This window comes from Mycobacterium sp. E787 (genome assembly GCF_001668725.1).
Lineage (GTDB): Bacteria > Actinomycetota > Actinomycetes > Mycobacteriales > Mycobacteriaceae > Mycobacterium.
On record NZ_LZKL01000127.1, the window covers coordinates 257803 to 280140 of the forward strand.

Here is a 22338-nt window from a genome sequence, read left to right on the forward strand (position 1 = left end):
CGCGCGCGGGCCGGCCGGAGCATTGCCGACGGGACGTTTTACGATTCCGAAACATTTGCCAGAGAATTCTCTGTTTAGGCAACGGTTTACAAGGGCACAATTGCGGCATGATCGCACGTCACCTCGCTCGTTTCCTTGGTCCCGCGGTAGTCGCGGCGTCGGGGCTCAGCGCCTCGGTCCTCGCGCCTGCCCTCCCCTTCGCCTCCGCCCAATGCCCGGACGTGCAAGTGGTTTACGCCCGCGGCACCGGTGAGCCCCCGGGGGTCGGCCCGACCGGGCAGGCGTTCGTCGACGACCTGCGCTCGCGCATCGGCGGCAAGTCGCTCGACGTCTACCCGGTCAACTACCCCGCCAGCAACGACTGGGACACCGGCCTCGACGGCATCCGCGACGCCGGCGCCCACGTCGTGTCCATGGCCCACGACTGCCCCAACACCAAGATGGTGCTCAGCGGCTACTCCCAGGGCGCGGCCGTGATGGGCTTCGTCACCTCCGCCGCCGTGCCCGACGGCGTCGACCCCAACACCGTGCCCAAGCCCATGGACCCCTCGGTCGCCGACCACGTGTCCTCGGTCGTGCTCTTCGGCATGCCCAACGTCCGCGCGATGAACTTCCTCAACGAGCCCCCGGTCGCCATCGGCCCGCTGTATCAGCCCAAGACGATCAAGGTCTGCGCCCCCGAGGATCCGGTGTGCTCCGACGGCATGAACTTCGCCGCGCACGACACCTACGCCTCCGACGGCCAGATGATCGACAAGGGCGCGGCCTTCGCGGCCAGCCACCTCGGCGGGAGCGGCGCCACGACGGTCGGGGCGCCCGGCGGGGGCTTCGGCAGCTGACGGGTCGCGCCGCGCTAGTCGCTGATGAAGCCCTTGTTGCACATCAGGTGATCCGCGAGGAAGCCGTTGTGCGGGATCTCGGGCGCCGCGTAAAAGGTCGGGTGCCGGCCGCGGTACACGTTGGTGATCGTCGGTTCGGCGAGCAGGTCGTCGACCAGCCGGTCGTCGCCGGCGATGGCGGTGACGACCAGTGATCGCCGCAGCGGCTCCGTACCGGCGGCGCGCGTCCACGGCGACACCCACACGCACGGGAACGGCAACTCGACGTTGAGCTTGTCGACATCGGCCTCGGCCAGCAGGTGCACGGCCGGGCGCAGCGCGGCGTAGCTGGTCGGGCCATCCCCGAACGGCGCGACCACCTGGTCGGCGCCGAGCAGCGCCGTCGTCCCGGCGGCCTTGGCCGCCAGGTATTGCGCCAGCGCCCGCGCCTGCCCGAGGGGCTGGGTGGGCAGTACCGCGCATTCGTCGTCGGTGGGCAGCGGGGGGATCGTCGCCAGCCGCTCGGCGATCGCGTGTGCCAGCGGGGCCGGGTCGCCCTCGTAGAGCACCGCGGTGGTGTTGACGCACGCCATCCCGCCCAGGTTGGCGATCGAGTCGACGACGAGGTCGATGTGGTCACGCCAGTCCTGGTCCGCCGTGATCAGGATCTTGGTGCGCCCGGGCCCGTTCACCACCACCCCGGGGTCACCGGCGTACTTGTCCACCACGTCTTGCCCGCCATAGACCATGGCGAAATCGGCGCACCGGATGATCTCGTCCGCGCCGCCATGGTCGGTGGGCAGATACACCGCGTCTTCGGGGCGAAATCCCGCCTGCCGCAGGGCATTCACCAGCCGGTGTGCGGTCAGCGGCTCGCGGCGCGACGGCCGCACCGCCACGCGGTATCCCAGCGCGAGCGCCTGAGGCCACAGGCCGTGCACGCCCGGGCCGTTTCCGGCCGCGTGCACGGCGAACACCTCCCCGCGCCGCGCCCACACCGCGCCGCCGCCGCGGGCGGGCTCCTCCCTCCAGTCGAGCGCGGCGCCCGCGGGTCGGGCCGGTCGCACGGCGTCGAAGGCGGTGGCGACGGCGCGGGCCACGCCGCGCGCCCCGGCCCGCGTCACGGCGATCGGGAGCCCGGATATGCCGCTGGCCAGGCGCACGTAGTCGTCGAAGCCGAGGCCGCCGATGGTCGCGGTGGCGAAGACGTCGGCCGCATCGCCCAGCGCCGCCTCGCGCCGCGCGATCGGCAGCGGCCGGGTTTTGCGCTGCGCTCCGATGGTGCGCGAAACATACAGCGGCGGAACAATGCTGAGCTCGGCGACCGCGACGCCGGTGGTGCTCGTGATGACCTCGCGGTTGCGGGTGCGGTAATCGCCACCGGCGCCGAGCGCGTCGATGCACACCAACTCGGTTGCGGCGCCGGCTCCTTCGCCCACCACGCTCAGTACACGCCCTCGATGACGGCCTCGCCGTCGAAGGTGGTCACGGGCCGCACCTCGCTGACCGAATCACTGAGTTGCCCCGCCGGGCCGGGCAGCCGGATCGCCAGATCGCGCTCCAAATTGTTGGGTATGAACATGCCCTTGCTGATGTGGTTCATCACCACCTGGCCCCGCTGCCCGTAGGGCACTCGTTCCCCGGTGTCGGGATCGACCACCCAGAACACGACATACGGCGTCCGCGGATCGAACACGAACGAGTCGCCGTCCGTTCGGGTGACCGCCTGCGAGAGCACCATGGTGCTGCCGAAGGCCATCGTGATCGTCGTGTTCGGGAAGATCTCGCGAAGCACGTCGAGCGTGTCGGCGTCCACGTGCGCACCGCTGAGCAACAGGTAGCGGATCTTGTCGTTCACCAGCCCCGCCACCCGGTCGTCGCGGGCGATGGCCTCGATCAGCGGCGGGGTCGTGTGCAGGTTGGCGACGTTCTGCGTCCGCAGGACGAACACCGCTTGCTCGATGACATGGTCGACGTAGGCGGCCACCTCGGCGGCCGCGTTGCGGGCGGCGACCTTCTTCACCCAGCGCGGGTCGAGGTCGACCGCATGGAAGACCGCGCCCAGCCGCTCGGAGACCAGGCGGGAGAAGTAGCCGACGCCGTGCGGGCCGCCGGGCATCAGGCACAGGAAGCCCCGCCCCCGGACAAAGCCGCCCGTGGCGAAATCCTCGGTCTGCCACTGCACAACCTGCGCGATCCAGTCCGGCATCTGCACCGTCCGCTTCGGCGCCCCGGTGGTACCGCCGGACTCGAAAATCTGGGGCGTCGGCGGTGACGATCCGCAACCGCGCGGAACGAGATCCTCCACGGGCACGGCGCGCAACTCGTTGACCAGATTGGGGAACAGGCGCAGGTCCGCAAAGCCTTTGACATCGGTCAGCGGGTCGAAGTCCAGCGTCCGGGCGGTCCGCAGCCAGAACGCGGAACCGGTGTCCTCGCCGAAGTGCCAGGCCATCGCGGCGGCCAGATAGGCTTCGGGGTCTTCGACCGGGACGGACCGGGGAACGTCCAGCAGCGAAAAATCGCCCATGCCACCGATCCTGTCACAGGACCGGTCCGGTAACCGCGCGCGCCGGAACGCCGGGCACACGGGCGGTGAACGTTGCCCCACGGCGCGGGGAACGCTTGGTGGCCAACCGGTTTCAGCCGTCGCGCGCCTGGCGGACGGCTTCGGTGATCGCCTCGTTGAAGGCGGGGTACATCTCCTCGTAGCGGCCGTCGCGTTCGGCAAACCGAAACGGCTTGACCCGCTCCACCAGGATCTCCCCGGCCTCCGGCTGCGCCTGCAGGAGGGCCATCGTCTCGGTGATGTACTCGTCCAGCGGCATCGCCCGCGGGTCGCTGGCGTCGAATCCCCGCCCACGCTGCAGCCCCGTCTGCACGTGCGGCGGAACGATCTCGATCACCTGCACCGCGGCGCCGCGGAGCTGAAAACGCAGCGACTCGGTGTAGGAATGCAGCGCCGCCTTGGTCGCGCAATACGTCGGCGTGACGGCGCTGGGCATGAAGGCCAGGCCAGACGTGACGTTGAGGATCGCCGCCCGCGGCTTCTTCAGCAGCGACGGCAGCAGCGCCGCCGTGAGCCGGATCGGGCCCAGCAGATTGATCGCGACCGTCAGCTCCGCCACGCTGGGGCCGGTCGTGGTGAGGTCCTCGAAGCGCTGGACGCCGGCGTTGTTGACGAGGACGTTGAGGTCCGGGTAGTGGTCGGTCGCCTCGGTGGCGAAGCGGCGGATGTCGGCGGGGTCGCCCTGATCCAGCGACAGCACCTGGATGCCGGGGTTGGCTTTCGCGACGTCGGCCAGCGGCTCACGCCGCCGGCCCGCGATGACGACCGTGTTGCCGAGCCGATGGAACGCCTCCGCCAGGCCGCGGCCGATCCCGCTGCCGCCTCCGGTCACCAGCACCGTGTTGCCCGTCATCTGCATGGCCGCTCCCCTCGTCGGATCCAGTCCTGTGTAACCGCCGATCAGTCGTACCAACCCCCCACTTTCGTCCCTTCGGCGACCGCTGGGTAGAGCCGGGGCCATACCGCGCGTCGCCGGTCGTCGATGCGCAGCAGGGGATACGGACTGTTCATTTCCCACAGGCGCGGGTGCGGCGCACAGTCGAAGGCGACAGCGACGATGACGGCGGTAACGACAGTGAGGACGGCCGATGCGCTACATCGCTTTGGAGGAAGCGTTTTTCATTCCGGAGTTGGCCGACCTGCTGCCCGCCCATCGGCAGCTGATGCGGCTGTTGAGGCCCGACGTCGCCGAGCGGTATGAACGCCGGCTGCCCGATTTCACCGAATACCGGCTGGCGGAGATGGACGACGCGGGCGTCGACATCCAGGTTCTCTCGCTGACCTCGCCCGGCCTGCAGGTGGAGCTCGACGCCGAGCGGGCGGTCAACAATGCGCGGCTCGCCAACGACCACCTGGTGAAGATCATCGCCCGGCATCCCGATCGGTTCCGCGGGTTCGCCGCCTTGCCGCTGCAGGATCCCGCCGCCGCCGCGAAGGAACTCGAGCGCGCCGTCACCGAGGGCGGACTTTGCGGAGGGCTGGTCAACGACTGCATCAGTGGGCCGGGCGGGCGCTATCTGGACGCGCGCGCATACGACGAACTGTGGTCTGCGGTGGAATCCCTGGGCGTCCCGTTGTACCTGCATCCCGGGTCGCCGCCCGCTGATCGCTGGCGCGTCCTCGACGGCCGCCCGGAACTTTACGGGGCGACCTGGAGTTGGGCGGCCGAGGTCAGCGGGCACGCGCTGCGGCTGTTGTTCGGCGGCGTGTTCGACCGTCATCCGGGAGCGACGCTGATCTTGGGGCACATGGGCGAGTTCTTGCCGTTTCAGCGCAGCCGGCTGGATTCCCGCTACGCCACCATCGCTCCCGCCGCGCCGCTGCGGCGCGCGCCCTCGGCTTACCTGGGCACCAACATCGTCTTCACCAACAGCGGGGTGTTCTCGCCTGCGGTCATGCTGGGGGCGGTGCTCGAGGTCGGCGCCGACGCGGTGATGTTCTCGGTCGACTATCCCTACGAGTCCTCCCGCGAGGCGGTCGACGGATTCGAGCGGACGACGCTGTCGGCCACCGACCGGGAGAAGATCGCCCACGGCAACGCCGAACGGCTGCTGCGCATCGGCTGAGCCGGGTGGTTGTGCAGCCCGCGCGGGTCGACGCCCGCCCGCCGCCACGCCTCGGCCGCCCAGGGCAGGTAGACGAACGCCAGCGGCAGCCGGTTGATGAGCGGGTTCAGCGCGCGCACCGCGGCGGCGAACCGCTGAAACCGCTTCTCCTTCTTCGCATTCCACTCCAGTCCGCACACGTCGCGCATCTGCTGGGGCAGGGTTCCGACGAGAACGAGTCGGGTGTAGGCGTTGAGCGGTGCGGAGAGTATCTTCCACACCGGCCTGGGAATCCACCGCGGGCCCGGTATCCCTTTTCGGATGTAGCCGGTGCCGTACAGGACGGTTTTGTGCGGGACGAACCGCTCGAGCATCTCGTCCCAGTAGGTGAGGAACTCGTCATAGGTCTGCGGCTGCCCGCGGTCGCTGACGCCGTAGAGCCCGAACCAGACCTTGCCCTCGTTGAAGATCTGCTCCTTCTCCGCGCGCGACAGCCGGCGGATGAAGGTGTCGGCGGTGTAGAGGACCTGGTCGACGAACGTGGCGTGCGCCCAATAGAACAACTCCGGATTGAGCGCGTGATACCGGGAGCCGTCGCTGATGGTGCCCTTGATCGGCTTGTGGAAATCCCGGACCTTGCGACCCCACTCGTGCGGGTCGTCGGAGTAGACGGTCTTCATCAGCGGCGGTGCGGTCCGCTTGGCCCGCCCCAACGTGTCGCTGAAGATCACCGAGTGATCGAGCACGCCCTGGGCCAGTTGCTCGATGCAGTTCTCCACGCCGGCCGTGCGCTGGAACCCGAAGAACTGGGTGCGATGGTCGCCGTAGAACTTCCAGATCAACGACTCGGGCCCCAGCCGCGCACCGTCCGTTCCGTCGCCGGGTATCGGCACCGCTTCCCGGACGCCGGTGTCGAAATCGTGGCGCGCCGGCCGCGCTGTCATATCTCCCCCAACCCGCTTGTGGTGCAGAGAAACAAAATCGTATCTTTGTGTCAAGTTAGCAGTGGTGCGCCGAGATCGCCGAGGGGGGTCCGCCATTCATGCAGAATCGCAACCTTGACGGCGATCTGGACGACAAGATCCTGGACACCGCGCGCGCGGTGTTCGAGACCTACGGTGTGCGTCGCGCCAACATCGAAGACGTGGCCGTCCGCGCGGGCGTCAGCCGCAGCACGATCTATCGGCGGTTTCCCAGCAAGGACGCCCTGTTCGAGCGCGTGGTGCGCCGCGAGGCCGAACTGTTCTTCAGAACGCTCGACCAGGCCACCGCGGGCCGCGACCCGCAACAGGCCGTGATCGAGGCGTTCGCCCTCGGGGTGCGCCTGGTCCACGACTCGCCGCTTTACTCACGCATCGCCGAGAGCGAGCCGGAGCTGCTGGGCCTGTTCTCCCGGTCGCAGGCGTTCCCCATTCGCCAATTCGCCGACGGGATCGCCCATACCCTGCGCCGCTGCGGGGCCGACGCCGCGGACGCCGACCTGGCCAACATCGCCGACATCCTGTTGCGCGTCGCCCTGGGGATCATCGTGTTTCCCACCGACCGGCTCGACATTTCGAACGAGGCGGCCGTGCGTGCCTACGCCGCGCGCTACCTGGTCCCGATCATCGGTCGCTAGCGGCTTCGGCTCGGCCCCGCCGTTCAGCGACGTGTCACAGCGCTGAATTAGCCTTGATAGCCGTGGCGGGGTTTTCTGGCGCACCGCGAACCCGATACGCCAGTTGCGGCGACACGGACATCGCTTACCAGGTGTTCGGCGATGGAGCGATCGACCTGGTGCTGCTGCCGGGACCGTCGATACCGATCGACTCGGTCGACGCCGAGCCGTCGATGTACCGCTTTCATCGGAGGCTCGCGTCGTACGCCCGGGTGATCCGGCTCGACCAGCGCGGCATCGGGCTGTCGTCCCGCGTCCCCTCGACAGACGTGATCGGGCCGGAATTCTGGGCGAAGGACGTCGTCTCGGTGATGGACGCGGTGGGATGCGAGCGGGCGACGATCGTGGCGCCGGGCTTCACCTCGATGACCGCCCTCGTGCTGGCCGCCGAGTATCCCGAGCGCGTCTGCAGCCTCGTGATCATCAACGGCGCGGCCCGCACCCTGTATGCGCCGGACTACCCGATGGGCGCCAAGATCGAGACCCTCGATCCCTACACGACCCTGGCGATCGACCCGGACGCCGTCGACCAGGGCTTCGACATGCTCGGCATCATCGCTCCCAGCGTCGCGCGCGACGACGCCTTCCGGGCCTGGTGGGACGCCGCCGGCAACCGGGCGGCCTCGCCCAGCATGGCGCGCGCGATGATCATCGCCGTCCGCCAGGCCGACGTGCGCGACACGCTGCCGCGCGTCTCGGCGCCGACGCTGATCCTGCACCGCACCGGCTCCGAGTTCACCCCCGTAGCGCACGGCCGGTACCTCGCCGAGCACATCGCCGGTTCACGCTTCGTGGAGCTACCGGGCGACGACACCCTGTACTGGGTCGGCAACACCGGGCCGATGCTCGACGAGATCGAGGAGTTCATCACCGGCATGCGGGGCGGTTCGGACGCCGAGCGCCTGCTGACCACGATCGTGTTCACCGACATCGTCGGCTCCACCGAACGGGCCGCCGAGCTGGGCGACGGCCGGTGGCGCGACCTGCTGGACAACCACGACACCATCATTCGCCACGAACTGCAGCGGTTCGGGGGGCGAGAAGTCAACACCGCGGGTGACGGATTCGTCGCCACGTTCTCCAGCCCCAGCGCCGCGCTCGCCTGCGCTGACGACATCGTCGACGCGGTGCGGGTGCTCGGCGTCGAGGTGCGGGTGGGCGTTCACGCCGGCGAGGTCGAGGTGCGCGGCGCCCTGAAGAACGACATCGCCGGGATGGCCGTCCACATCGGCGCGCGGGTGGCCGCGCTCGCCGAGCCGAGCGAGGTGCTGGTCTCCTCGACGGTGCGCGACATCGTCACCGGCTCGCGGCACCGGTTCGCCGACCGCGGCGAGAGCGCGCTCAAAGGGGTGCCGGGTCACTGGCGCCTGCACTCGCTGGTGCGCGAGCGCGCCGCCGTGCGGCGGTAACCGACGGCTCGGCGTAGGCTGCCACCGGGAGCGTGCCGAAGCCGGAGGGCATCCGGCCGCATCGATTCCTGTTGTCCGGCTTGACTTTTGACCGAAGGAGCATGCGTGACCGACGTGCACGTCTCGATGTCGCCCGCGTTGCGCCGAGCGCTGGATCTGCTCACCGATCCGCCGGCGGATCCGGACGTGAGCAAGGGCTACCTGGATCTGCTCGGCGCCGGGCCTGCCGTGGACGACGTCCCGAGGAACACCGGTCCGATCCAGGCGGCCTGGGCCTCACCGCTCGGGTCGATGCTCTACGACAACGCACAAGCCCTGTCGCGCCGGCTGATCAGCGCATGGCAGGTGCCCGTCGGGTGGTTGGACATCCCGCCCGGCGGCGTGGCGCTGGACGTCGGCTCGGGGCCCGGCAACGTCACCGCGTCGCTGGCACGCGCGGCCGGTCCCGACGGTCTGGCCCTGGGCGTCGACATCTCCGAGCCGATGCTGGCCCGTGCGGTGCGCAACGAGGCGGGGCCGCAGGTCGGGTTCATCAAGGCCGACGCGCAGCGGCTGCCGCTGCGCGACAACACCGTTGACGCGGTGATCTCGACCGCCGCGCTGCAGCTGGTGCCGAATCCGGCGGCGGCCCTCGCCGAGATGGCGCGGGTACTGAGGCCGGGCGGCCGGCTGGCCATCATGGTTCCGACCGTCGGCCGGGCGGCGCGGTTCTGGCAGAAGCTGCCGAACGTCGGGGCGCACGTGTTCGATGACGACGAAATCGGCGACATCCTGGAAAGCAACGGATTCGTCAGCGTGCGGGTCAAGAACTACGGCACGTTTCAGTGGGTGCGGGGCAAGAACGGCTGAGTCAGTTCCGTTTCAGCGCCGGATGGCCACGGGCGAGCACCGGCAGCAGCAGTTCGGGCGGCGCGACCCGGAACAACGCCGACGCGACCCGGTTGACGCGACCCGGGACGACGACGGCCTTGCCCGCCGCGAGCCCGTCGATCCCGGCACGCGCGACCTTGGCCGCGGGCACCCACATCACCCGCGGGAGGGCAGATTCGGCCTCCTCCTTGGAGAAGCCGGCCGCCTCGCCGAAACCCGTGTCGACCGGACCGGGGCACAGCGCGGTCGCGCTGACCCCGGTGCCTCGCAGCTCGCCGCGCAGGCTGTGGGTGTAGGACAACACGAACGCCTTGGCGGCGCCGTACGCCGCCTGTCCCGGTAGCGGACCGAACCCGGCCACCGACGCCACGTTCAGGACGGCGCCGCGATGGCGGTCAACCATGCCCGGCAGGAACCGGCTGCACAGGTCCACCACGGCGGCCACGTCGACCTCGACGAGGTTGACCTCCTGCTCCGGAACGGATTTTGCGACGAGGCCCAGCGTCGAGAACCCGGCGTTGTTGATCAGGATGTCCGGAACCAGGCCGAGTGCGGCCACGCCGTCGGGCAACGCCGCCCGTGCGGCTCGGTCGGACAGGTCGGCCGGCAGCGGGTGAGCCTGCGGGCCCAGCCGTCCGGCGAGCGCTTCGAGGCGCTCGGCGCTGCGGGCCACCAGCACCACCTGATAGCCGCGCCGGGCAAGGATCTCGGCGAACTGTTCGCCGATGCCTGACGATGCCCCGGTGACGATGGCGGCACGGTCGTTGGCAGGGGGCGGCAGGGCCATGTCACCCCTCGCCGGCCTGGGCGAGCGTGGCGAGCCGGTCGATCGACTCGCGCAGCATCCCGGGCGTGGTCGAACTGGCCCTGGCCACCCGGGCGCTGTCGGTCAGCGCCGTCCAGTCATAGGTGTGGGTCACGCTGGTCAGGCCGGCGTTGATCGGGTGGAGCTCCCAGCGCCACAGGTGGCCGGGCGGCAGCTTTTTCGGTTCCGCCGGCTGCCACGCGATCGTGCTGCCCTCGATGAATTCCACCACGTGGTTCTCGCGCACGGCGCCGTTCGTCAGCGTCGTCTTGAACACGTCACCCACCTGCCGGACGCGCTGCCCCGGCGCGGCCGATGCGAGGTTGTTGTTGCCGTCCCAGCTCGGCTGCTGGGCGGGATCGGCGATCAGCTCGAAGATCCGCTCGGCGCTCGCCGAGATCACGCGGGTGGCGCTCACGATGCGTTCCGGTTCCATGTCGCTATCCAAACACGCCCGCCGATGCCGCGGGATGTGACTTTCGGCGGGCCCGGCGGGGACCTTCGGCCGTCGAAGCGCCCGCCGGCCGGCCGCGATGATGGTCTCGCCGGGTTCGCCCGGCGGCCTGTCCGAAGTGCAGCAAGCCCATTTTTGGGTGAGGCCCCCACGGCCTGCTTGACCTACCGTCACGAGACGGCAATCTGCCTTCGGACAGGCCATTCAACGTCGGTCGGTCCGTCATCCCACCCGAAGCGCCTCGACCGGCCCGGACAGCGCCGACTTCATGTAGCGGGTGTCGTCGTCGGCGAGCACCTCGGTGTCGCCCCGCTCGATGCCGTCCACGATCTGCCGCGCCACGTCCTGCGGGGTGTTCTTCGGCATGTCGAAACCCGACGCCATTTCCGTGTCCGTGAAGCTCAGGTGCACGCCGGTGACCAGGGTGCCCTGCTTTTCCAGCTCCACGCGCAACGAGTTCGTCGCCGACCACAGGGCCGCCTTCGAGTCGCCGTAGCCGCCGAAGCCGGCCACCCAGGACAGGATCGAGGCGATGTCGACCAGCGCCCCGCCGCCGTTGTCGGCCAGGATCGGGGCGAACGCCTGGGCGACGCGAAGTGCGCCGAAGTAGTTCGTCTCGAACACCGCCCGGACTTCCTCGATGTCGCTGCCCAGCAGCGTGCGCCCACTGATGATGCCGGCATTGTTGACGACGATGTCGGCGTCGGTCGCCGTAGCAGCCAGCGCGGCAACGGAATCCGGCTTGGTGACGTCGAGCTCGACGCTCACCACGCGCGGATCCTCGCTGGGCCTGGGCGACCGCGCGGTGGCGTACACCTTGGCCGCCCCCCGCCGCAGGAATTCGTCCACGATGGCCTTGCCGAGCCCGCGCTGCCCTCCGGTGACGACGACCGTCGAACCCTTGATGTTGACCATGATGATCCCTTTCTGACGTAGTCAAAACTTCTTTGCATCTGTCACCGTAGTTGACTGTCACGACATAAGCAAGTATCGTTTGAATATGTCTTCACCATGGCGTGCGTCACAGCGGTACCAGCTCGTCCCGGCCCCCGGCGGCCTGGCCCTGGTTCAGGACTTCCTCAATACGGCGGGCATCGAGGGCTACGGGCCGGACCTGTTGTCCGAGGGCGCGCTCACCGACGACTGGGTCGCCGGGGCGGTGCGGGCGTGGTCAGCCGCGCGCGGGCTGGACGCGCAGCCACCGCCGCTCGGTGACGCGGACCTGTCCAAGCTTCGGGCGCTGCGCGAGACGATCGCCCAGCTCGTCGCCGGGGAACCGCCGACGGGGCGCGGCCCGGGTGCAGTCGCGGCTTCCCTGACGCTGTCAAACAAAGGTGAGGTGCACCTGGAACCCACCGGCTCGGGCTGGCGCTGGCTTGCGTCGGCGCTGTGGGGTGAGATCCTGCTCAGCCAGCGCGACGGCACCTGGCGGCGGATCAAGCGATGCCACAACCCCCAGTGCGCGTCCACCTTCTACGACCGCTCGAAGAACAACAGCGGGGTGTGGCACGACGTGAAGACGTGCGGCAACGCCGCCAACCTGCGGGCTTCCCGCGCCCGTCGACGCGAACGCGCGGCGCGCGGATAGGCACCCGGCCCGGTACGCCGGCCGTCAGCAGCGCTCGACGCCCCTGGGCATGATCCGGGGGCCGGAGGCCCCTTGCCGTCGGGCGCCTTTCAGCACGGCCTGTAGGGCGTCGCACGCGCGTGCCGCGATCGGGGCGACCATGTCGCGGTTGATGGGGCGCGGACCAATCCGGTCCTGCAGTGTTGGCACGGTTCTAAAATCCCTTGTCCGTTCGGCCGGTTCGCCGATTCATTGAATTGCACCCCGGCCGTTTTACGGCCGCGCCGCGCCGGGGTAAACGTCACGAAAAGGCATCTTGTGGCCTCACCCACATTCGCGGCGCCACGCGCGGCTCGTCACACCTTGCCCCGGAAACGGCGCAGATAGCCGAACAGCCGGTGCGCAGGCACCGGCTTGGGCCAGTCGTCGGCACGGAAGTACGCGTCGGTGCCGCCGTCGACGAAAATAAGGCTCCCGCAAAGGAAGTCGGCGGAATCCGACAGCATGAAACACATCCACTCGGCCAGCTGTCGGGCGTCGCCGAAGCCGCCCACCGGGACCGGGAACGACCGGACCGCCTTGGCCTGCCTGGGATCGGCCAGCTGTTCTTCCAGCAACGGCGTCATGATGGCGCCCGGCGCGATGGCGTTCAGGCGCACCCCCGAACCGGCCCACTCGGGCAGCACCGCATTCCGCCGCACCCAGCGGGCGACGGCGATCTTTGAGGCCGCGTACATCATCGTCGGCGCGGCCGGTCCGAACGGCCGCACGGACCGCAGCGCCCTGTCGGCATCGTGCGCGAGTAGCGCGCGCACGGTCCGCCGGGGCACCGCGGGCACCGTCGTCGTCGAATTGCTGGAGACGACCACCACTTTGGCGCGTTCGGCCGCGACCAGCGCCGGTCGCAAGGCGGCGAGTAGATCCACCACCCCGAGATAGTTGACCTGAGCGATCTGGCGGGGTCGATCGCGGCCGGGGCTCGGGCCCAGACCGGCGGCCAGCACCGCGCCCTCCAGCCTGCCGCCGCAGGCCGCCAGGATGCCGTCGGCGGCGGCCGTGCGGCCGTGCGGCGTCGACAGGTCCGCGACGATGTCGGCGTCTTTGACGTCGACGCCAATCACCGTGTGTCCCGCGGCCCGCAGCCGCTGCGCGGTTTCGCGGCCCATCCCGGACGCGGACCCGCTTATCGCGTAGGTGCCCATCGAAGACCTCCGTTCCTCGTCGGGCAGTATGCCTGTCAGCCGGCGGCGGCGCGCTCGACGTCGAGGAGCTGCTCGCCGCGGCGCTCCTCGTCGTAGGCCTTGCGGCCACCGCGCAGGCCGAACAGGCGCTTCGATATCAGCAGGTAGATCACGGCGGCCACGTTGATCGTGAAGGTCACCAGCCGGGTCATCGTGATGCCCTTGGCCAGGTCGTAAATTTCCAACGGCAGGAACACCGAGGTTGCGATCACCGCGAAGTACTCGCCCCAACGCTTCAGCAACCACAGGCCGACGCCCTCGACCACCTCGATCAGCGCGTAGCCGACCAGCATCGCGGTCAGCAGGGCCAGCGTGGATGGTTTGGCGGCGAGCGCCTTCTCCAGCTCGTGCACGAGCGTCATCTGATCGACCTTGAAACCCGCCGCGCGAAAGATGGGCAGGTCGCGGTCCAGCGTGGCCTGGATCGCCCCGCGCGCGCCGCGGAACTTCCACACGGCATACGCCGCCAGCCCGATCACCACCGCGCGGAACAGCCGTTCCACCGCGAGCGCGCGGATGATGATGGCCTGACGTAAGGCCTTGCCGCGCATGACCATCGGCGCGTCCTCGGCGCGGCCCCGCCCGTGTGGCGCACCGACGGTGAATTCGGCGCACCGCAGGCAGCGCCAGACCTCACCCAGCCCGGTGGTGCCGCTGAGCCGGTCGGCGAGCGGTTCCTCGTCCGGCGCGTACGTGACGTGTCCCGCTACAGCGCAGGTGACAAGTTCCCAGCGGTTGTTCCCGCGACGTTTGCCCATGGCCGATCTTTGAATGCCGAAGGCGAACGATGCAAGGCGGCGCGCACAGCAGGGGTCGGTGGGCCTCAGAAGCGCGCCGCGCCGCGCGGGCGCCGGGCGGTGGGGCTCACCGCGCCGAGCAGGGCGGCGAACTCGGCGACGGGCATCTCGTCCAGGTGGTCGACCGCGGCGACGATGTCGTCGCGCAACGGTTCCGCGCAGAAGGGCTCGGCGAGCCAGCCGAACTTGTCGACGACGCGATCCCACGACATCGGGCGGGTGGGTGAACCCTCGTAATCGCTTTGCTCGCAACTGAATTCGCGTCCGTCGCGGGTCAGCAGGTGCACCCGGGCGGCCGTCCGCTGCGGGTAGTCCGCGGTCAGGTCGGCCGCGGCACGGACATCGACGCGCTGCAGCAGGTCCTGCACGTCGGCGCGCAACACCCGTTCGGTCTCGAGTTGCTCGGGACCGACGCCGCCGTCGAGCAACGCCACCGCACTCAGATATTTCAGGTTGTAGTCGGCCTGCTCCTTGGTCAGCGGGTGATCCTTGCCGCCGTAGGCCCCGCCGCCGGCGAAGTCGTACGCGCCCTGGAAGACCTCGAGGCTGACCCGGGCGACGTCCTCGCCACGCAGGCCGTTGTCGCCGCGAAGCGCCAACACCGCGTCGATGACGACCTGGCCGTGGATCAGCGAGCAGTATTGCTTCAGATAGGTCTGTTCCACACTGGCGAGGGCCCGGTCGGCGGTGCGGAAATCGATGGGCTGATCGAAGAGTTGGACCAGTCCGTGCGGGCCTTCGAACAACGACTTGGGCCCGGTGATCCCGCGGGCGGCCAACATCGTCGTGTAAACCGCGCGCATGCCGGTGACCGCCGGCGAGACGCCCTTCCAGTTCGACACCGGTTCGGCGTGCACGGTCGCCAGGGAGACGTTGTCGGCCGCGGCGGCGGCGATGGCGTTCGCGGTCTGTTCGGTGTCGAGGCCCAGCAGCTTGGCCGATCCGGCCGCGACCGACATCGCCAGTTGCAGAGCGTGATTGAGCCCCCGCGCCATGACCGGAACCTGGGCGCTGAACCGGCATTGCACCTCGTATGCGACCGCGAGGGCCAGCAGGAAGTCCGCCCCTGAAGCGCCGACGTGCTCGGCTACCGCCAGGATCGCGCCGAAGTTGTCGGCCGGATGGCACAGCCCGCCCATCGTCAGGTAGGTGTCGAGCAGATCGGGGTAGCGCACCAGCACCGCGTTGAAGAACGCGGCCTGATCGACCGACGCCCGCCCCCCTCCGACCAGGGTGGCGGTGGGAACACCGCTGAACTGATCGGTGTGTTCGCGAATCGTGCCGATCAGCTCACCGTCGAGGGAGCCGACGGCGCACGCGACGCTGTCCAGCACGTTGCGCTTCAGCAATGCGCGCGGCGACCCGCTCAGGTCGGCAGGCCGCGCGCCGACGACGAAGCCGGCGAGCTCGTCCACAACGTAGGTGTGTGCCATGAACTGTGGTCCCTTCAGCGGCGTTGCGACCAGCTAAGCGCCGCAGCGCACCCGGCGTCCAGGACCGGTTGCCTACCTGTGCTCGACGAGACTTCCTACCGCTGCTCCGTGCCGTCGAGCACGCCTCTGCTGGGGTCGTCTGACGGGATCCACCACCCGTGGGCGGGGGGCGTCCGCCAATCGCGGTTGCGCGCCAGCTCCAGCAGTGATTCCACGACGCGCCGCACGCCGACCCGGTCGTCGGTTTGGCGGTGTACCAGCGACCAGGTCCAGAGCGGCACCGGGTCGGCGACGGGCCGCCGGCCCAGTCTTGGCGGAGTTACCGCGGTGTGCCGCTTGGGCGAAGCCAGCACCGGGGCGCCGATGCGGTGGACGTGTGCGTAGAACGCGTCGCCGGTGATGCCGCCGTCGTCGATCCGGACCACCCGTGCGCCGGTATCGGCCGCGAACTGGCCGGCAAAGCGGTTCCAGGAAGACCAGGCCGACTCGTCGGCGTCGAGCAATACGACAATGTCCGCTGCCGCAACGGGTTCCGCTGAGCTCGCACCGGGCAGGACCGCGTGCAACGGCTCGGCGCGCAACAACTGCGTCGTGAGGTCCCGCTCCCTCGCCTGCGGTGCGGTGACCCACGTCAGCGCCACGTCCAGCGTGCCCTCTGCGACGCGATCGACCTGGACGTGCGACGGCAGCACCCACTCATCGAGCCGCAGCGACACGGCAGGCGTCACCACGCGGGTGATGTCGTCGGGCAGCCAACTGACGTAACCCAGCCGGACCGGGAAACTCTCGGCGGCCGCCCGCTGCAACCGACGTTTGGCGTCGTCGGCCAGGCCCAATATCCGGCGCGCATCGGGCAGCAAGGTGAGTCCCGCCTCGCTCAATCGGACGCTGCGCCTGTCGCGCGCGAAAAGCTCCGCCCCGAGCTCGCGTTCGAGAGCGATGATCTGTTGCGAGAGCGCCGGCCCGGAGATGTGCACCCGATTGGCGGCTCGCCCGAAGTGCAGCTCCTCGGCAACCGCCACGAAGTAGCGCAGCTGCCGCAGTTCCATAGGGCGAGCTTAGGGGGCTCTACCTGCGGTAGGAAGAAGCACCTACTACTGGTCGGAAGCCGGTTGTGGACGCGCTGTCCTACTCGCGATTGGCTGGACTGGACCACCGCGATCTCGTAAGGAGCGACTCGATGCGACTGCCGCTGTTGCCGCCGACCAGTTTGACCGCCGCGCAGCAAGTTCTGTACGGCGACATGCGGGCCGTAATCGACAGCGGCTTTGGTGAACTCGTCGCCTACCGCAGCGACGGCGCACTGGTCGGGCCGTTCAACGGTTGGCTGCATTTCCCCCAATTCGGTTCGCCGGCTTGGGCGTTCAACAGATCGCTGTGGGAGCATGCCCTGCTGCCCGCCGGTGTCCATCAGCTGGTCATTCTGGTCACCGCCGCCAAATTCGGGGCGCGTTACGAGATCTACGGGCACGAGTACTTCGCGGCACGGGCCGGGCTGCCCGATGACAAGATCGCAACGATCGCCGCCGGTGAGCGCCCCGCCGATCTGACCGACGACGAACGGGTCGCCTACGACATGGCGGCCGCTCTCAACCGCGGCGGCGTTCTCGCCGAGACCACCTATCGGGCCGCCGTCGCGCGGTTCGGCGAGCACGGGGCTGCCGAGATCGTGTTTCTGGTGGGCTGCTTCTCCATGGTTGCCGTGACGCTCAACGCCTTCGACGCTGGAGTGCCGGGCCGCGAGGAGGCATAACGTCTCGCCTCCCGGGGTGGTTTGGTCCGCGGGCAGCGCTTGTCAGCACCTCAACATCCCGCGGTCACCCCCCAATCCGTACGGCTAACTTAAACGGCGCGATCCACGGTATGCCGCTGGGCTTTCGTGATCGCCTCGGTTTCCGCCGTGAGCTTCTCCCCGATGACCCGGATCTGCCTGGCGCTGAGTGGGCACAGCGGATGCAACGCCAGCATCAGGGCGGGTCGTCCCCGATGGTCGAGAACCGGGGCGGCGATGGTGACCACCGGTTGCTTGCGGCGTCCGGGGTTGTCGTCGGAAAGAAAGCCGATGGTGCTGAATTCGACGAGCAGCTGGTCCAGGATGTGCCGCACCGGCGTCGGCATCTCGTGGCTGTCGAGCGTGCCGACGACTTGGACGGCCTGCGCCAACGCGGGCGTCGTCCAGTCGACGTCGTAGCCACGCCGCCGCGTGTGCTCCAGGACGCGTTCGAGTCGTCGGATCCGGTCGGTGTTGTCGCCCGCGCCGCGACGGACCCACGCCCGTTGTTCCTCCTCGGTGTCCCAGGCGGCGAGCGCGACGCCGAACGGCGGGGCGTAGGGGATCCGGTCGCCCGGAATGCCCGCCGGCTGCGTGGCGGGGTCACCCTCGAAGGCGGTGACCACCAACGAGTCACCGAATCGCTCGACGACCGAGCCGGCGTAGCCCACCTCGCGGGCGAGTCGCAGCGCCGCCGAGCGCGCGGCATGCGCGATCGGGCGCGCGGTGTCGGTCCGCGCGGCCACCACGGCCAGCGCGGGACCCAGGGTGAAGGTCTTGGCGACGGGATCGCGACTGGCCCAACCTCGGTCACACAGCGTCTTCAGGATCGCGTGTGCGGTCGCCTGGGTGAGGCCGAGCTCGCGGACGATGTCCGAGAACCGCAGCCGGGTGTGCGCGGACCGCGCCAGGAGCTCGACCACGTCGAGCACGCGGGCGGTCGGCGCCGACGACGATCCCCGGATGGCTTGACTCCCTTGCGGCGAGGTTCCTACAGTAACGGCGAGATTCGAGATCATATATCGATTATTCGAGAAAATAAATGAGGTCGATCGTTGGTCCCGACGCGCTCGAGCCGGCCGGCAGATCCGACGGCCCGCCGCGCATCGTGGTACATCCGAACGGAGCCGTCGCATGACCGAACGAGAAGACCGCCAGGATATTTCGGATCTGCTGGTGCGTTACGCCACCGGAATCGACCGGCGTGACTGGGCGCTGTTCCGGACGGTGTTCACCGACGACTGCGAACTCGACTACGGCGTGATCGGCGCGTGGAAGGGTGTCGACGCCGTCACCGACTTCATGGCGCAGGTGCACGGGCTGGCCGGACACACCATGCACCGGCTGAGCAACCACGCCGTCACGGTCGACGGCGACAGGGCCGCGGCCCGCACATACGTCGACGGACTAATCATGTCGGCCGACAACACATCCGGCGTCAACGCGATCGGGTTCTACGACGACGAGCTCGTCCGCACAGAAGACGGATGGCGCATCGCGCGCCGCCGGTACACCCAGGTTCGACTGACCACCGTGGGGAGCACTTAGGTGACGTTCGCAACCAAATACGGACCGTGGGCCCTCGTCGCCGGCGCGTCCGACGGGCTAGGCGCCGCGTTCGCCGCGGGAATCGCCGAGCGCGGAGTCAACGTGGTGCTGCTGGCGCGCCGCCAGTCGGCCCTGGACCACGTTGCGGCGCAGATCAGCTCGCAACACTGCGTCGAAACGCGCACGCTGGCTTTAGATCTCGCGGAGCCGGGCGCGGCGCGAGCGGTCGCGGCGGCGACCGGCGACCTCGAGATCGGGTTCCTGGTGTACTGCGCCGGCGCCGACCCGAATTTCAAGCCGTTCCTTGCCAGCCCGATCGAGGCCGCCGAGGCGATCGTGCAGCGCAACTGCATGGTGCCGACGCAGCTGTGCCACCACTTCGCCGCGGCGATGGTCGAGCGAGGCCGCGGCGGGATCGTCATCTTCGGTTCCGGCGCCGGCCTGGCCGGCGGCCCGAACATGGTCGCCTACGGCGCCTCCAAAGCGTTCGACATGGTCTTCGCCGAAGCGCTGTGGGCCGAACTGCACGACAAGGGCGTCGACGTCCTGGGCCTCATCCTCGGCAAGACCGACACGCCCGCGTTGCGACAGCTGGAGCACAGTCGCGGACAGATCAGCTCGCCCGACGACGCGCCGCCGGGCGCCGCGGCCGTCGACGACGTCATCGCGGAGGCCTTCGAGAACCTCACCAACGGCCCGACCTGGATGGTCGGGGACATGCGCGCCGCGGCGCAGATGATGTCGTCCCTGACCCGCAATCAGATCGTCGAACTGATGACGCGCGCGAGCGCCGCGGCGATGGGACCGCCGGGTTGACCGGGCGCGCGCCGGGAGATCGGCGCCCTGCCGTGAAGCTGCCTCAGCTGGGCGGAACCCCGGAGGCCGGCGGCGCGTCGTAGCGGATGTTGACGTGGTTGTCCGTCGGGCGCGCGCACCCGAAACCGACCGGGCCGGTGTGCGCGCTCAAGCTTTGCCAAAGTTTTGGATTAGCTGGCCCTAACTTTGAAGGTAGATCGTGTCAGCCAGCAAAGACGGCGTGCGGGGTGTCGGCGCGTCACCGGTCGAGAACGTTGCTGGCCTCCGGGATCGCGGGTAGGTTTGAGCGGGCGGGTCAAGTCACGGCCGCGAGCCCGAGCCATCGATGATCGGCACCCCTCTCTGAGTTGAAGGATGACGATGCTCGCCACAGACCGGCCCGCCGCAGTGACGCCGGCACGCGCGCGGCGGCGGACGCTGATCCGCTCGGCGCTGATCACCGCGACGTTCATCGCGCCGGCGGCGGTGGTCCGCATCGTCGGCCTGCACCTGGATCCGGTCGCCGCGCTGCTGACCTATGGCGCCGCGGTGGTGGCGGCCAGCTTCCTGCTGGCGTGGGCCGCCGAAGCCGCGCAGATCGACGTCGCCGGCGGGCTTGCGATCGCCGCCCTCGCTCTGGTCGCGGTGTTGCCCGAATACGCCGTTGACCTGTACTACGCCTACGTGTCCGGACGCAACCCGGAATACGCCCAGTACGCCGCCGCCAACATGACCGGCTCCAACCGGCTCCTGATGGGGCTGGGCTGGCCGGTCGTGGTGCTGGTCAGCATCGTCGTCGCCCGCAAGGCGGGCTCCGGCAAACCCGGACCCAGGACCGCCGCGGTGGCACTCGAGCCCGCCAACCGCGTCGAACTCGGGTTCCTGCTGATCGCCGGCGTGGTGGCGTTCGTGATGCCGGCGACCGGGCAGATCCACCTGGCGCTCGGGCTGACGCTGCTGGCCTGGTTCGGCTTCTACCTGTACAAGATCGGCCATGGCGACGTGGAGGAGCCCGACCTCATCGGTACCGCCGCGGCGCTCGGGGAGCTGCCCGATCGCACCCGGCGCATCGCCGTGATCGGGATGTTCCTGGCATCGGGCGCGGTGATCGTGCTCTGCGCCAAGCCTTTTGCGGACAATCTGGTCGCGGCCGGCGCGGAGCTGGGCATCGACCGGTTCCTGCTCGTTCAATGGCTGGCCCCGCTGGCCTCCGAGGCGCCCGAGTTCATCATCGCGGTCATCTTCGCCACCCGCGGCAAGGGCACGGCGGCGATCGCCACACTGATCTCCTCGAAGGTCAACCAGTGGACGCTGCTGATCGGCTCGTTGCCCCTGGCCCACATTCTCGGCGGCGGCGGACCTTCCCTTGCGCTCGATTCCCGCCAGGTCGAGGAGGTGCTGCTGACCGCCACCCAAACCCTGATGGGGGTCGCCCTGATCCTCGGGCTGCGGTTCAGCCGCGCCTCGGCCGCCGCGCTGCTGACGCTGTTCGTGGTGCAATTCCCGATCGTTTCGACGCCGGGGCGGCTGGCGCTCTGCGCCATCTACACCGTCGTGGCGGTCGTCGGGCTGATCGTCAACCGGCGCTACGTGGCGAGCACCATCAAGGCGCCGTTTGTCGGGAGGGCCATCCGGCACAGCGGCCACCCCCACCACGCCGAGGACGGTCACGGCCTCTAACATCGCCGCTTGACACAACTACCTATGGGAGCGCCGTGGCTCGCGAAGTGTTGACCGTCATCGGTGTGGGCGGCATGGGGCAGGCGATCGCCCGACGGCTGGGCTCCGGCAAGACGCTGCTGTTGGCCGACTACAACGAGGCGACGCTGTCATCGGTCAGCGAATCGTTGGCGGCCGACGGCCACCAAGTCGAGAGCCGCGGCGTCGACGTCGCGTCGGCCGAATCGGTGCGCGCGCTGGCCGAACACGCCGCTGCACTGGGTCCCGTCACACAGGTGGCACACACCGCGGGCCTGTCCCCATCGCAGGCGCCGGCCGAGGCGATCCTGGCCGTGGACCTGCTGGGTACCGCGCTGGTGCTGCAGGAATTCGGCGACGTCGTCGCGCCGGGCGGCGCGGGCGTCGTCATCGCCAGCATGGCGGGACACATGTTTCCGCCGCTTCCGGCCGAGCAGGAGCGGGCACTGGCCCACCACCCGCCCGGCGAATTGTTGCAGCTGGAGTTCATCAGCAGCATCACGGACCCCAACTTTGCCTATCCAATCGCCAAGCAGGCCAACCACATTCGCGTCCGCGCCGCCAGCGGCCACTGGGGGCGGCGGGGGGCGCGCATCAATTCCATCAGCCCCGGCATCATCTCCACGCCCATGGGTCAGCAGGAACTGGCATCCCCGGTCGGTGAAGGCATGCGCGCGATGGTCGCCATGTCCGCCACCGGCCGCCTGGGAACTCCCGACGACATCGCCGCGGCCACCGCCTTCCTGCTCGGTCCCGACGCGTCGTTCATCACCGGCACCGACGTCCTCGTCGACGGCGGCGTCATCGCGGCCATCAAGGCCGGCAGCCCCGCGAACGAATGACACGCCTCGTGGTTGGCGC

Annotated in this window: 22 protein-coding genes and 1 pseudogene; 11 read left to right on the plus strand and 12 right to left on the minus strand. The window is 69.4% G+C overall.

The window, feature by feature from the left end; translation table 11 throughout:
• Positions 1–107: 107 nt before the first annotated feature.
• Positions 108–839 carry a cutinase family protein gene (locus A5705_RS26070; protein ID WP_067884136.1) on the plus strand — a complete coding sequence of 244 codons (732 nt, stop codon included), beginning with the start codon at positions 108–110 and terminating at the stop codon, positions 837–839.
• Between the two features lie 14 nt (positions 840–853).
• Here A5705_RS26070 and A5705_RS26075 read toward each other — a convergent pair whose 3' ends face one another.
• The 3 genes from A5705_RS26075 to A5705_RS26085 all read right to left on the minus strand — a co-directional run bounded on the left by A5705_RS26075 (position 854) and on the right by A5705_RS26085 (position 4246).
• On the minus strand, positions 854–2227 hold the full coding sequence (locus A5705_RS26075; protein WP_068281073.1) for an aldehyde dehydrogenase family protein: 1374 nt from the start codon (positions 2225–2227) through the stop codon (positions 854–856).
• Between the two features lie 35 nt (positions 2228–2262).
• Positions 2263–3348, minus strand: a complete 1086-nt coding sequence (locus A5705_RS26080) for an AMP-binding protein (RefSeq protein WP_068280959.1) — start codon at positions 3346–3348, stop codon at positions 2263–2265.
• Positions 3349–3460: 112 nt separating this feature from the next.
• Positions 3461–4246: an SDR family oxidoreductase gene (locus A5705_RS26085; protein WP_068280962.1), complete on the minus strand. Its 786-nt coding sequence runs from the start codon at positions 4244–4246 to the stop codon at positions 3461–3463.
• A gap of 229 nt (positions 4247–4475) precedes the next feature.
• Here A5705_RS26085 and A5705_RS26090 point away from each other — a divergent pair, with 229 nt between their 5' ends.
• Positions 4476–5453, plus strand: a complete 978-nt coding sequence (locus A5705_RS26090) for an amidohydrolase family protein (protein WP_068280965.1) — start codon at positions 4476–4478, stop codon at positions 5451–5453.
• On the opposite strand, the pseudogene A5705_RS26095 reads toward A5705_RS26090, so the two are convergent.
• Positions 5453–6376: pseudogene (locus tag A5705_RS26095) on the minus strand (oxygenase MpaB family protein); the annotation flags it as partial. The gene A5705_RS26090 and the pseudogene A5705_RS26095 overlap by 1 nt on opposite strands.
• 98 nt (positions 6377–6474) lie before the next feature.
• Here A5705_RS26095 and A5705_RS26100 point away from each other — a divergent pair.
• The 3 genes from A5705_RS26100 to A5705_RS26110 all read left to right on the plus strand — a co-directional run bounded on the left by A5705_RS26100 (position 6475) and on the right by A5705_RS26110 (position 9347).
• Positions 6475–7050, plus strand: a complete 576-nt coding sequence (locus tag A5705_RS26100; protein WP_067884168.1) for a TetR/AcrR family transcriptional regulator — start codon at positions 6475–6477, stop codon at positions 7048–7050.
• 62 nt (positions 7051–7112) lie between these two features.
• Positions 7113–8498, plus strand: coding sequence for an adenylate/guanylate cyclase domain-containing protein (locus tag A5705_RS26105; RefSeq protein WP_068280973.1), 1386 nt, complete (start codon positions 7113–7115; stop codon positions 8496–8498).
• Positions 8499–8603: 105 nt separating this feature from the next.
• Positions 8604–9347, plus strand: a complete 744-nt coding sequence (locus A5705_RS26110; protein WP_082956697.1) for a class I SAM-dependent methyltransferase — start codon at positions 8604–8606, stop codon at positions 9345–9347.
• A gap of 1 nt (position 9348) precedes the next feature.
• Here A5705_RS26110 and A5705_RS26115 read toward each other — a convergent pair whose 3' ends face one another.
• The 3 genes from A5705_RS26115 to A5705_RS26125 all read right to left on the minus strand — a co-directional run bounded on the left by A5705_RS26115 (position 9349) and on the right by A5705_RS26125 (position 11542).
• Positions 9349–10155 carry an SDR family oxidoreductase gene (locus A5705_RS26115; protein ID WP_067884173.1) on the minus strand — a complete coding sequence of 269 codons (807 nt, stop codon included), beginning with the start codon at positions 10153–10155 and terminating at the stop codon, positions 9349–9351.
• Position 10156: 1 nt separating this feature from the next.
• Positions 10157–10609, minus strand: a complete 453-nt coding sequence (locus tag A5705_RS26120; RefSeq protein WP_067884174.1) for an SRPBCC family protein — start codon at positions 10607–10609, stop codon at positions 10157–10159.
• 240 nt (positions 10610–10849) lie between these two features.
• Entirely contained in the window at positions 10850–11542 is a 693-nt protein-coding gene (locus A5705_RS26125) for an SDR family oxidoreductase (RefSeq protein ID WP_068280980.1), read from the minus strand.
• A gap of 85 nt (positions 11543–11627) precedes the next feature.
• Between A5705_RS26125 and A5705_RS26130 the strand changes: the two genes are divergently transcribed.
• Positions 11628–12215 (plus strand): CGNR zinc finger domain-containing protein, encoded by a 588-nt coding sequence (locus A5705_RS26130; RefSeq protein ID WP_068280983.1) that lies wholly within the window; start codon positions 11628–11630, stop codon positions 12213–12215.
• Between the two features lie 335 nt (positions 12216–12550).
• On the opposite strand, the gene A5705_RS26135 is transcribed toward A5705_RS26130, so the two are convergent.
• The 4 genes from A5705_RS26135 to A5705_RS26150 all read right to left on the minus strand — a co-directional run bounded on the left by A5705_RS26135 (position 12551) and on the right by A5705_RS26150 (position 16714).
• Positions 12551–13396, minus strand: coding sequence for an SDR family oxidoreductase (locus A5705_RS26135; RefSeq protein WP_068280987.1), 846 nt, complete (start codon positions 13394–13396; stop codon positions 12551–12553).
• 35 nt (positions 13397–13431) lie between these two features.
• On the minus strand, positions 13432–14193 hold the full coding sequence (locus A5705_RS26140) for a DUF2127 domain-containing protein (protein WP_067884184.1): 762 nt from the start codon (positions 14191–14193) through the stop codon (positions 13432–13434).
• A 65-nt stretch (positions 14194–14258) separates the two neighbouring features.
• Positions 14259–15647 carry an MmgE/PrpD family protein gene (locus A5705_RS26145; RefSeq protein ID WP_082956704.1) on the minus strand — a complete coding sequence of 463 codons (1389 nt, stop codon included), beginning with the start codon at positions 15645–15647 and terminating at the stop codon, positions 14259–14261.
• Between the two features lie 113 nt (positions 15648–15760).
• Entirely contained in the window at positions 15761–16714 is a 954-nt protein-coding gene (locus A5705_RS26150) for a LysR family transcriptional regulator (protein WP_068280995.1), read from the minus strand.
• 131 nt (positions 16715–16845) lie between these two features.
• Here A5705_RS26150 and A5705_RS26155 point away from each other — a divergent pair, with 131 nt between their 5' ends.
• A complete protein-coding gene (locus tag A5705_RS26155) occupies positions 16846–17418 on the plus strand; it encodes a carboxymuconolactone decarboxylase family protein (protein WP_067884192.1) in 573 nt (190 codons plus the stop codon).
• Between the two features lie 89 nt (positions 17419–17507).
• Here A5705_RS26155 and A5705_RS26160 read toward each other — a convergent pair whose 3' ends face one another.
• A complete protein-coding gene (locus A5705_RS26160; protein WP_068280997.1) occupies positions 17508–18368 on the minus strand; it encodes a helix-turn-helix domain-containing protein in 861 nt (286 codons plus the stop codon).
• A gap of 202 nt (positions 18369–18570) precedes the next feature.
• On the opposite strand from A5705_RS26160, the gene A5705_RS26165 reads away from it, so the two are divergent.
• From A5705_RS26165 to A5705_RS26180, 4 genes are all read left to right on the plus strand, one after another.
• Positions 18571–18984, plus strand: coding sequence for a nuclear transport factor 2 family protein (locus A5705_RS26165; protein WP_068281004.1), 414 nt, complete (start codon positions 18571–18573; stop codon positions 18982–18984).
• Entirely contained in the window at positions 18985–19800 is an 816-nt protein-coding gene (locus tag A5705_RS26170) for an SDR family NAD(P)-dependent oxidoreductase (protein ID WP_068281023.1), read from the plus strand.
• A 354-nt stretch (positions 19801–20154) separates the two neighbouring features.
• Positions 20155–21459, plus strand: coding sequence for a sodium:proton exchanger (locus A5705_RS26175; RefSeq protein WP_067884200.1), 1305 nt, complete (start codon positions 20155–20157; stop codon positions 21457–21459).
• A 35-nt stretch (positions 21460–21494) separates the two neighbouring features.
• On the plus strand, positions 21495–22319 hold the full coding sequence (locus tag A5705_RS26180) for an SDR family oxidoreductase (protein WP_067884201.1): 825 nt from the start codon (positions 21495–21497) through the stop codon (positions 22317–22319).
• Positions 22320–22338 lie beyond the last annotated feature (19 nt).

Bases quoted from the DNA above. Each gene is read 5' to 3' on its own strand.
- A5705_RS26080 (WP_068280959.1), bottom strand. From the start codon at position 3,348: ATGGGCGATTTTTCGCTGCTGGACGTTCCCCGGTCCGTCCCGGTCGAA.
- A5705_RS26070 (WP_067884136.1), top strand. From the start codon at position 108: ATGATCGCACGTCACCTCGCTCGTTTCCTTGGTCCCGCGGTAGTCGCG.
- A5705_RS26130 (WP_068280983.1), top strand. From the start codon at position 11,628: ATGTCTTCACCATGGCGTGCGTCACAGCGGTACCAGCTCGTCCCGGCC.
- A5705_RS26115 (WP_067884173.1), bottom strand. From the start codon at position 10,155: ATGGCCCTGCCGCCCCCTGCCAACGACCGTGCCGCCATCGTCACCGGG.
- A5705_RS26090 (WP_068280965.1), top strand. From the start codon at position 4,476: ATGCGCTACATCGCTTTGGAGGAAGCGTTTTTCATTCCGGAGTTGGCC.
- A5705_RS26100 (WP_067884168.1), top strand. From the start codon at position 6,475: ATGCAGAATCGCAACCTTGACGGCGATCTGGACGACAAGATCCTGGAC.
- A5705_RS26085 (WP_068280962.1), bottom strand. From the start codon at position 4,246: ATGCAGATGACGGGCAACACGGTGCTGGTGACCGGAGGCGGCAGCGGG.
- A5705_RS26135 (WP_068280987.1), bottom strand. From the start codon at position 13,396: ATGGGCACCTACGCGATAAGCGGGTCCGCGTCCGGGATGGGCCGCGAA.
- A5705_RS26140 (WP_067884184.1), bottom strand. From the start codon at position 14,193: ATGGGCAAACGTCGCGGGAACAACCGCTGGGAACTTGTCACCTGCGCT.
- A5705_RS26150 (WP_068280995.1), bottom strand. From the start codon at position 16,714: ATGGAACTGCGGCAGCTGCGCTACTTCGTGGCGGTTGCCGAGGAGCTG.
- A5705_RS26165 (WP_068281004.1), top strand. From the start codon at position 18,571: ATGACCGAACGAGAAGACCGCCAGGATATTTCGGATCTGCTGGTGCGT.
- A5705_RS26175 (WP_067884200.1), top strand. From the start codon at position 20,155: ATGACGATGCTCGCCACAGACCGGCCCGCCGCAGTGACGCCGGCACGC.
- A5705_RS26125 (WP_068280980.1), bottom strand. From the start codon at position 11,542: ATGGTCAACATCAAGGGTTCGACGGTCGTCGTCACCGGAGGGCAGCGC.
- A5705_RS26155 (WP_067884192.1), top strand. From the start codon at position 16,846: ATGCGACTGCCGCTGTTGCCGCCGACCAGTTTGACCGCCGCGCAGCAA.
- A5705_RS26120 (WP_067884174.1), bottom strand. From the start codon at position 10,609: ATGGAACCGGAACGCATCGTGAGCGCCACCCGCGTGATCTCGGCGAGC.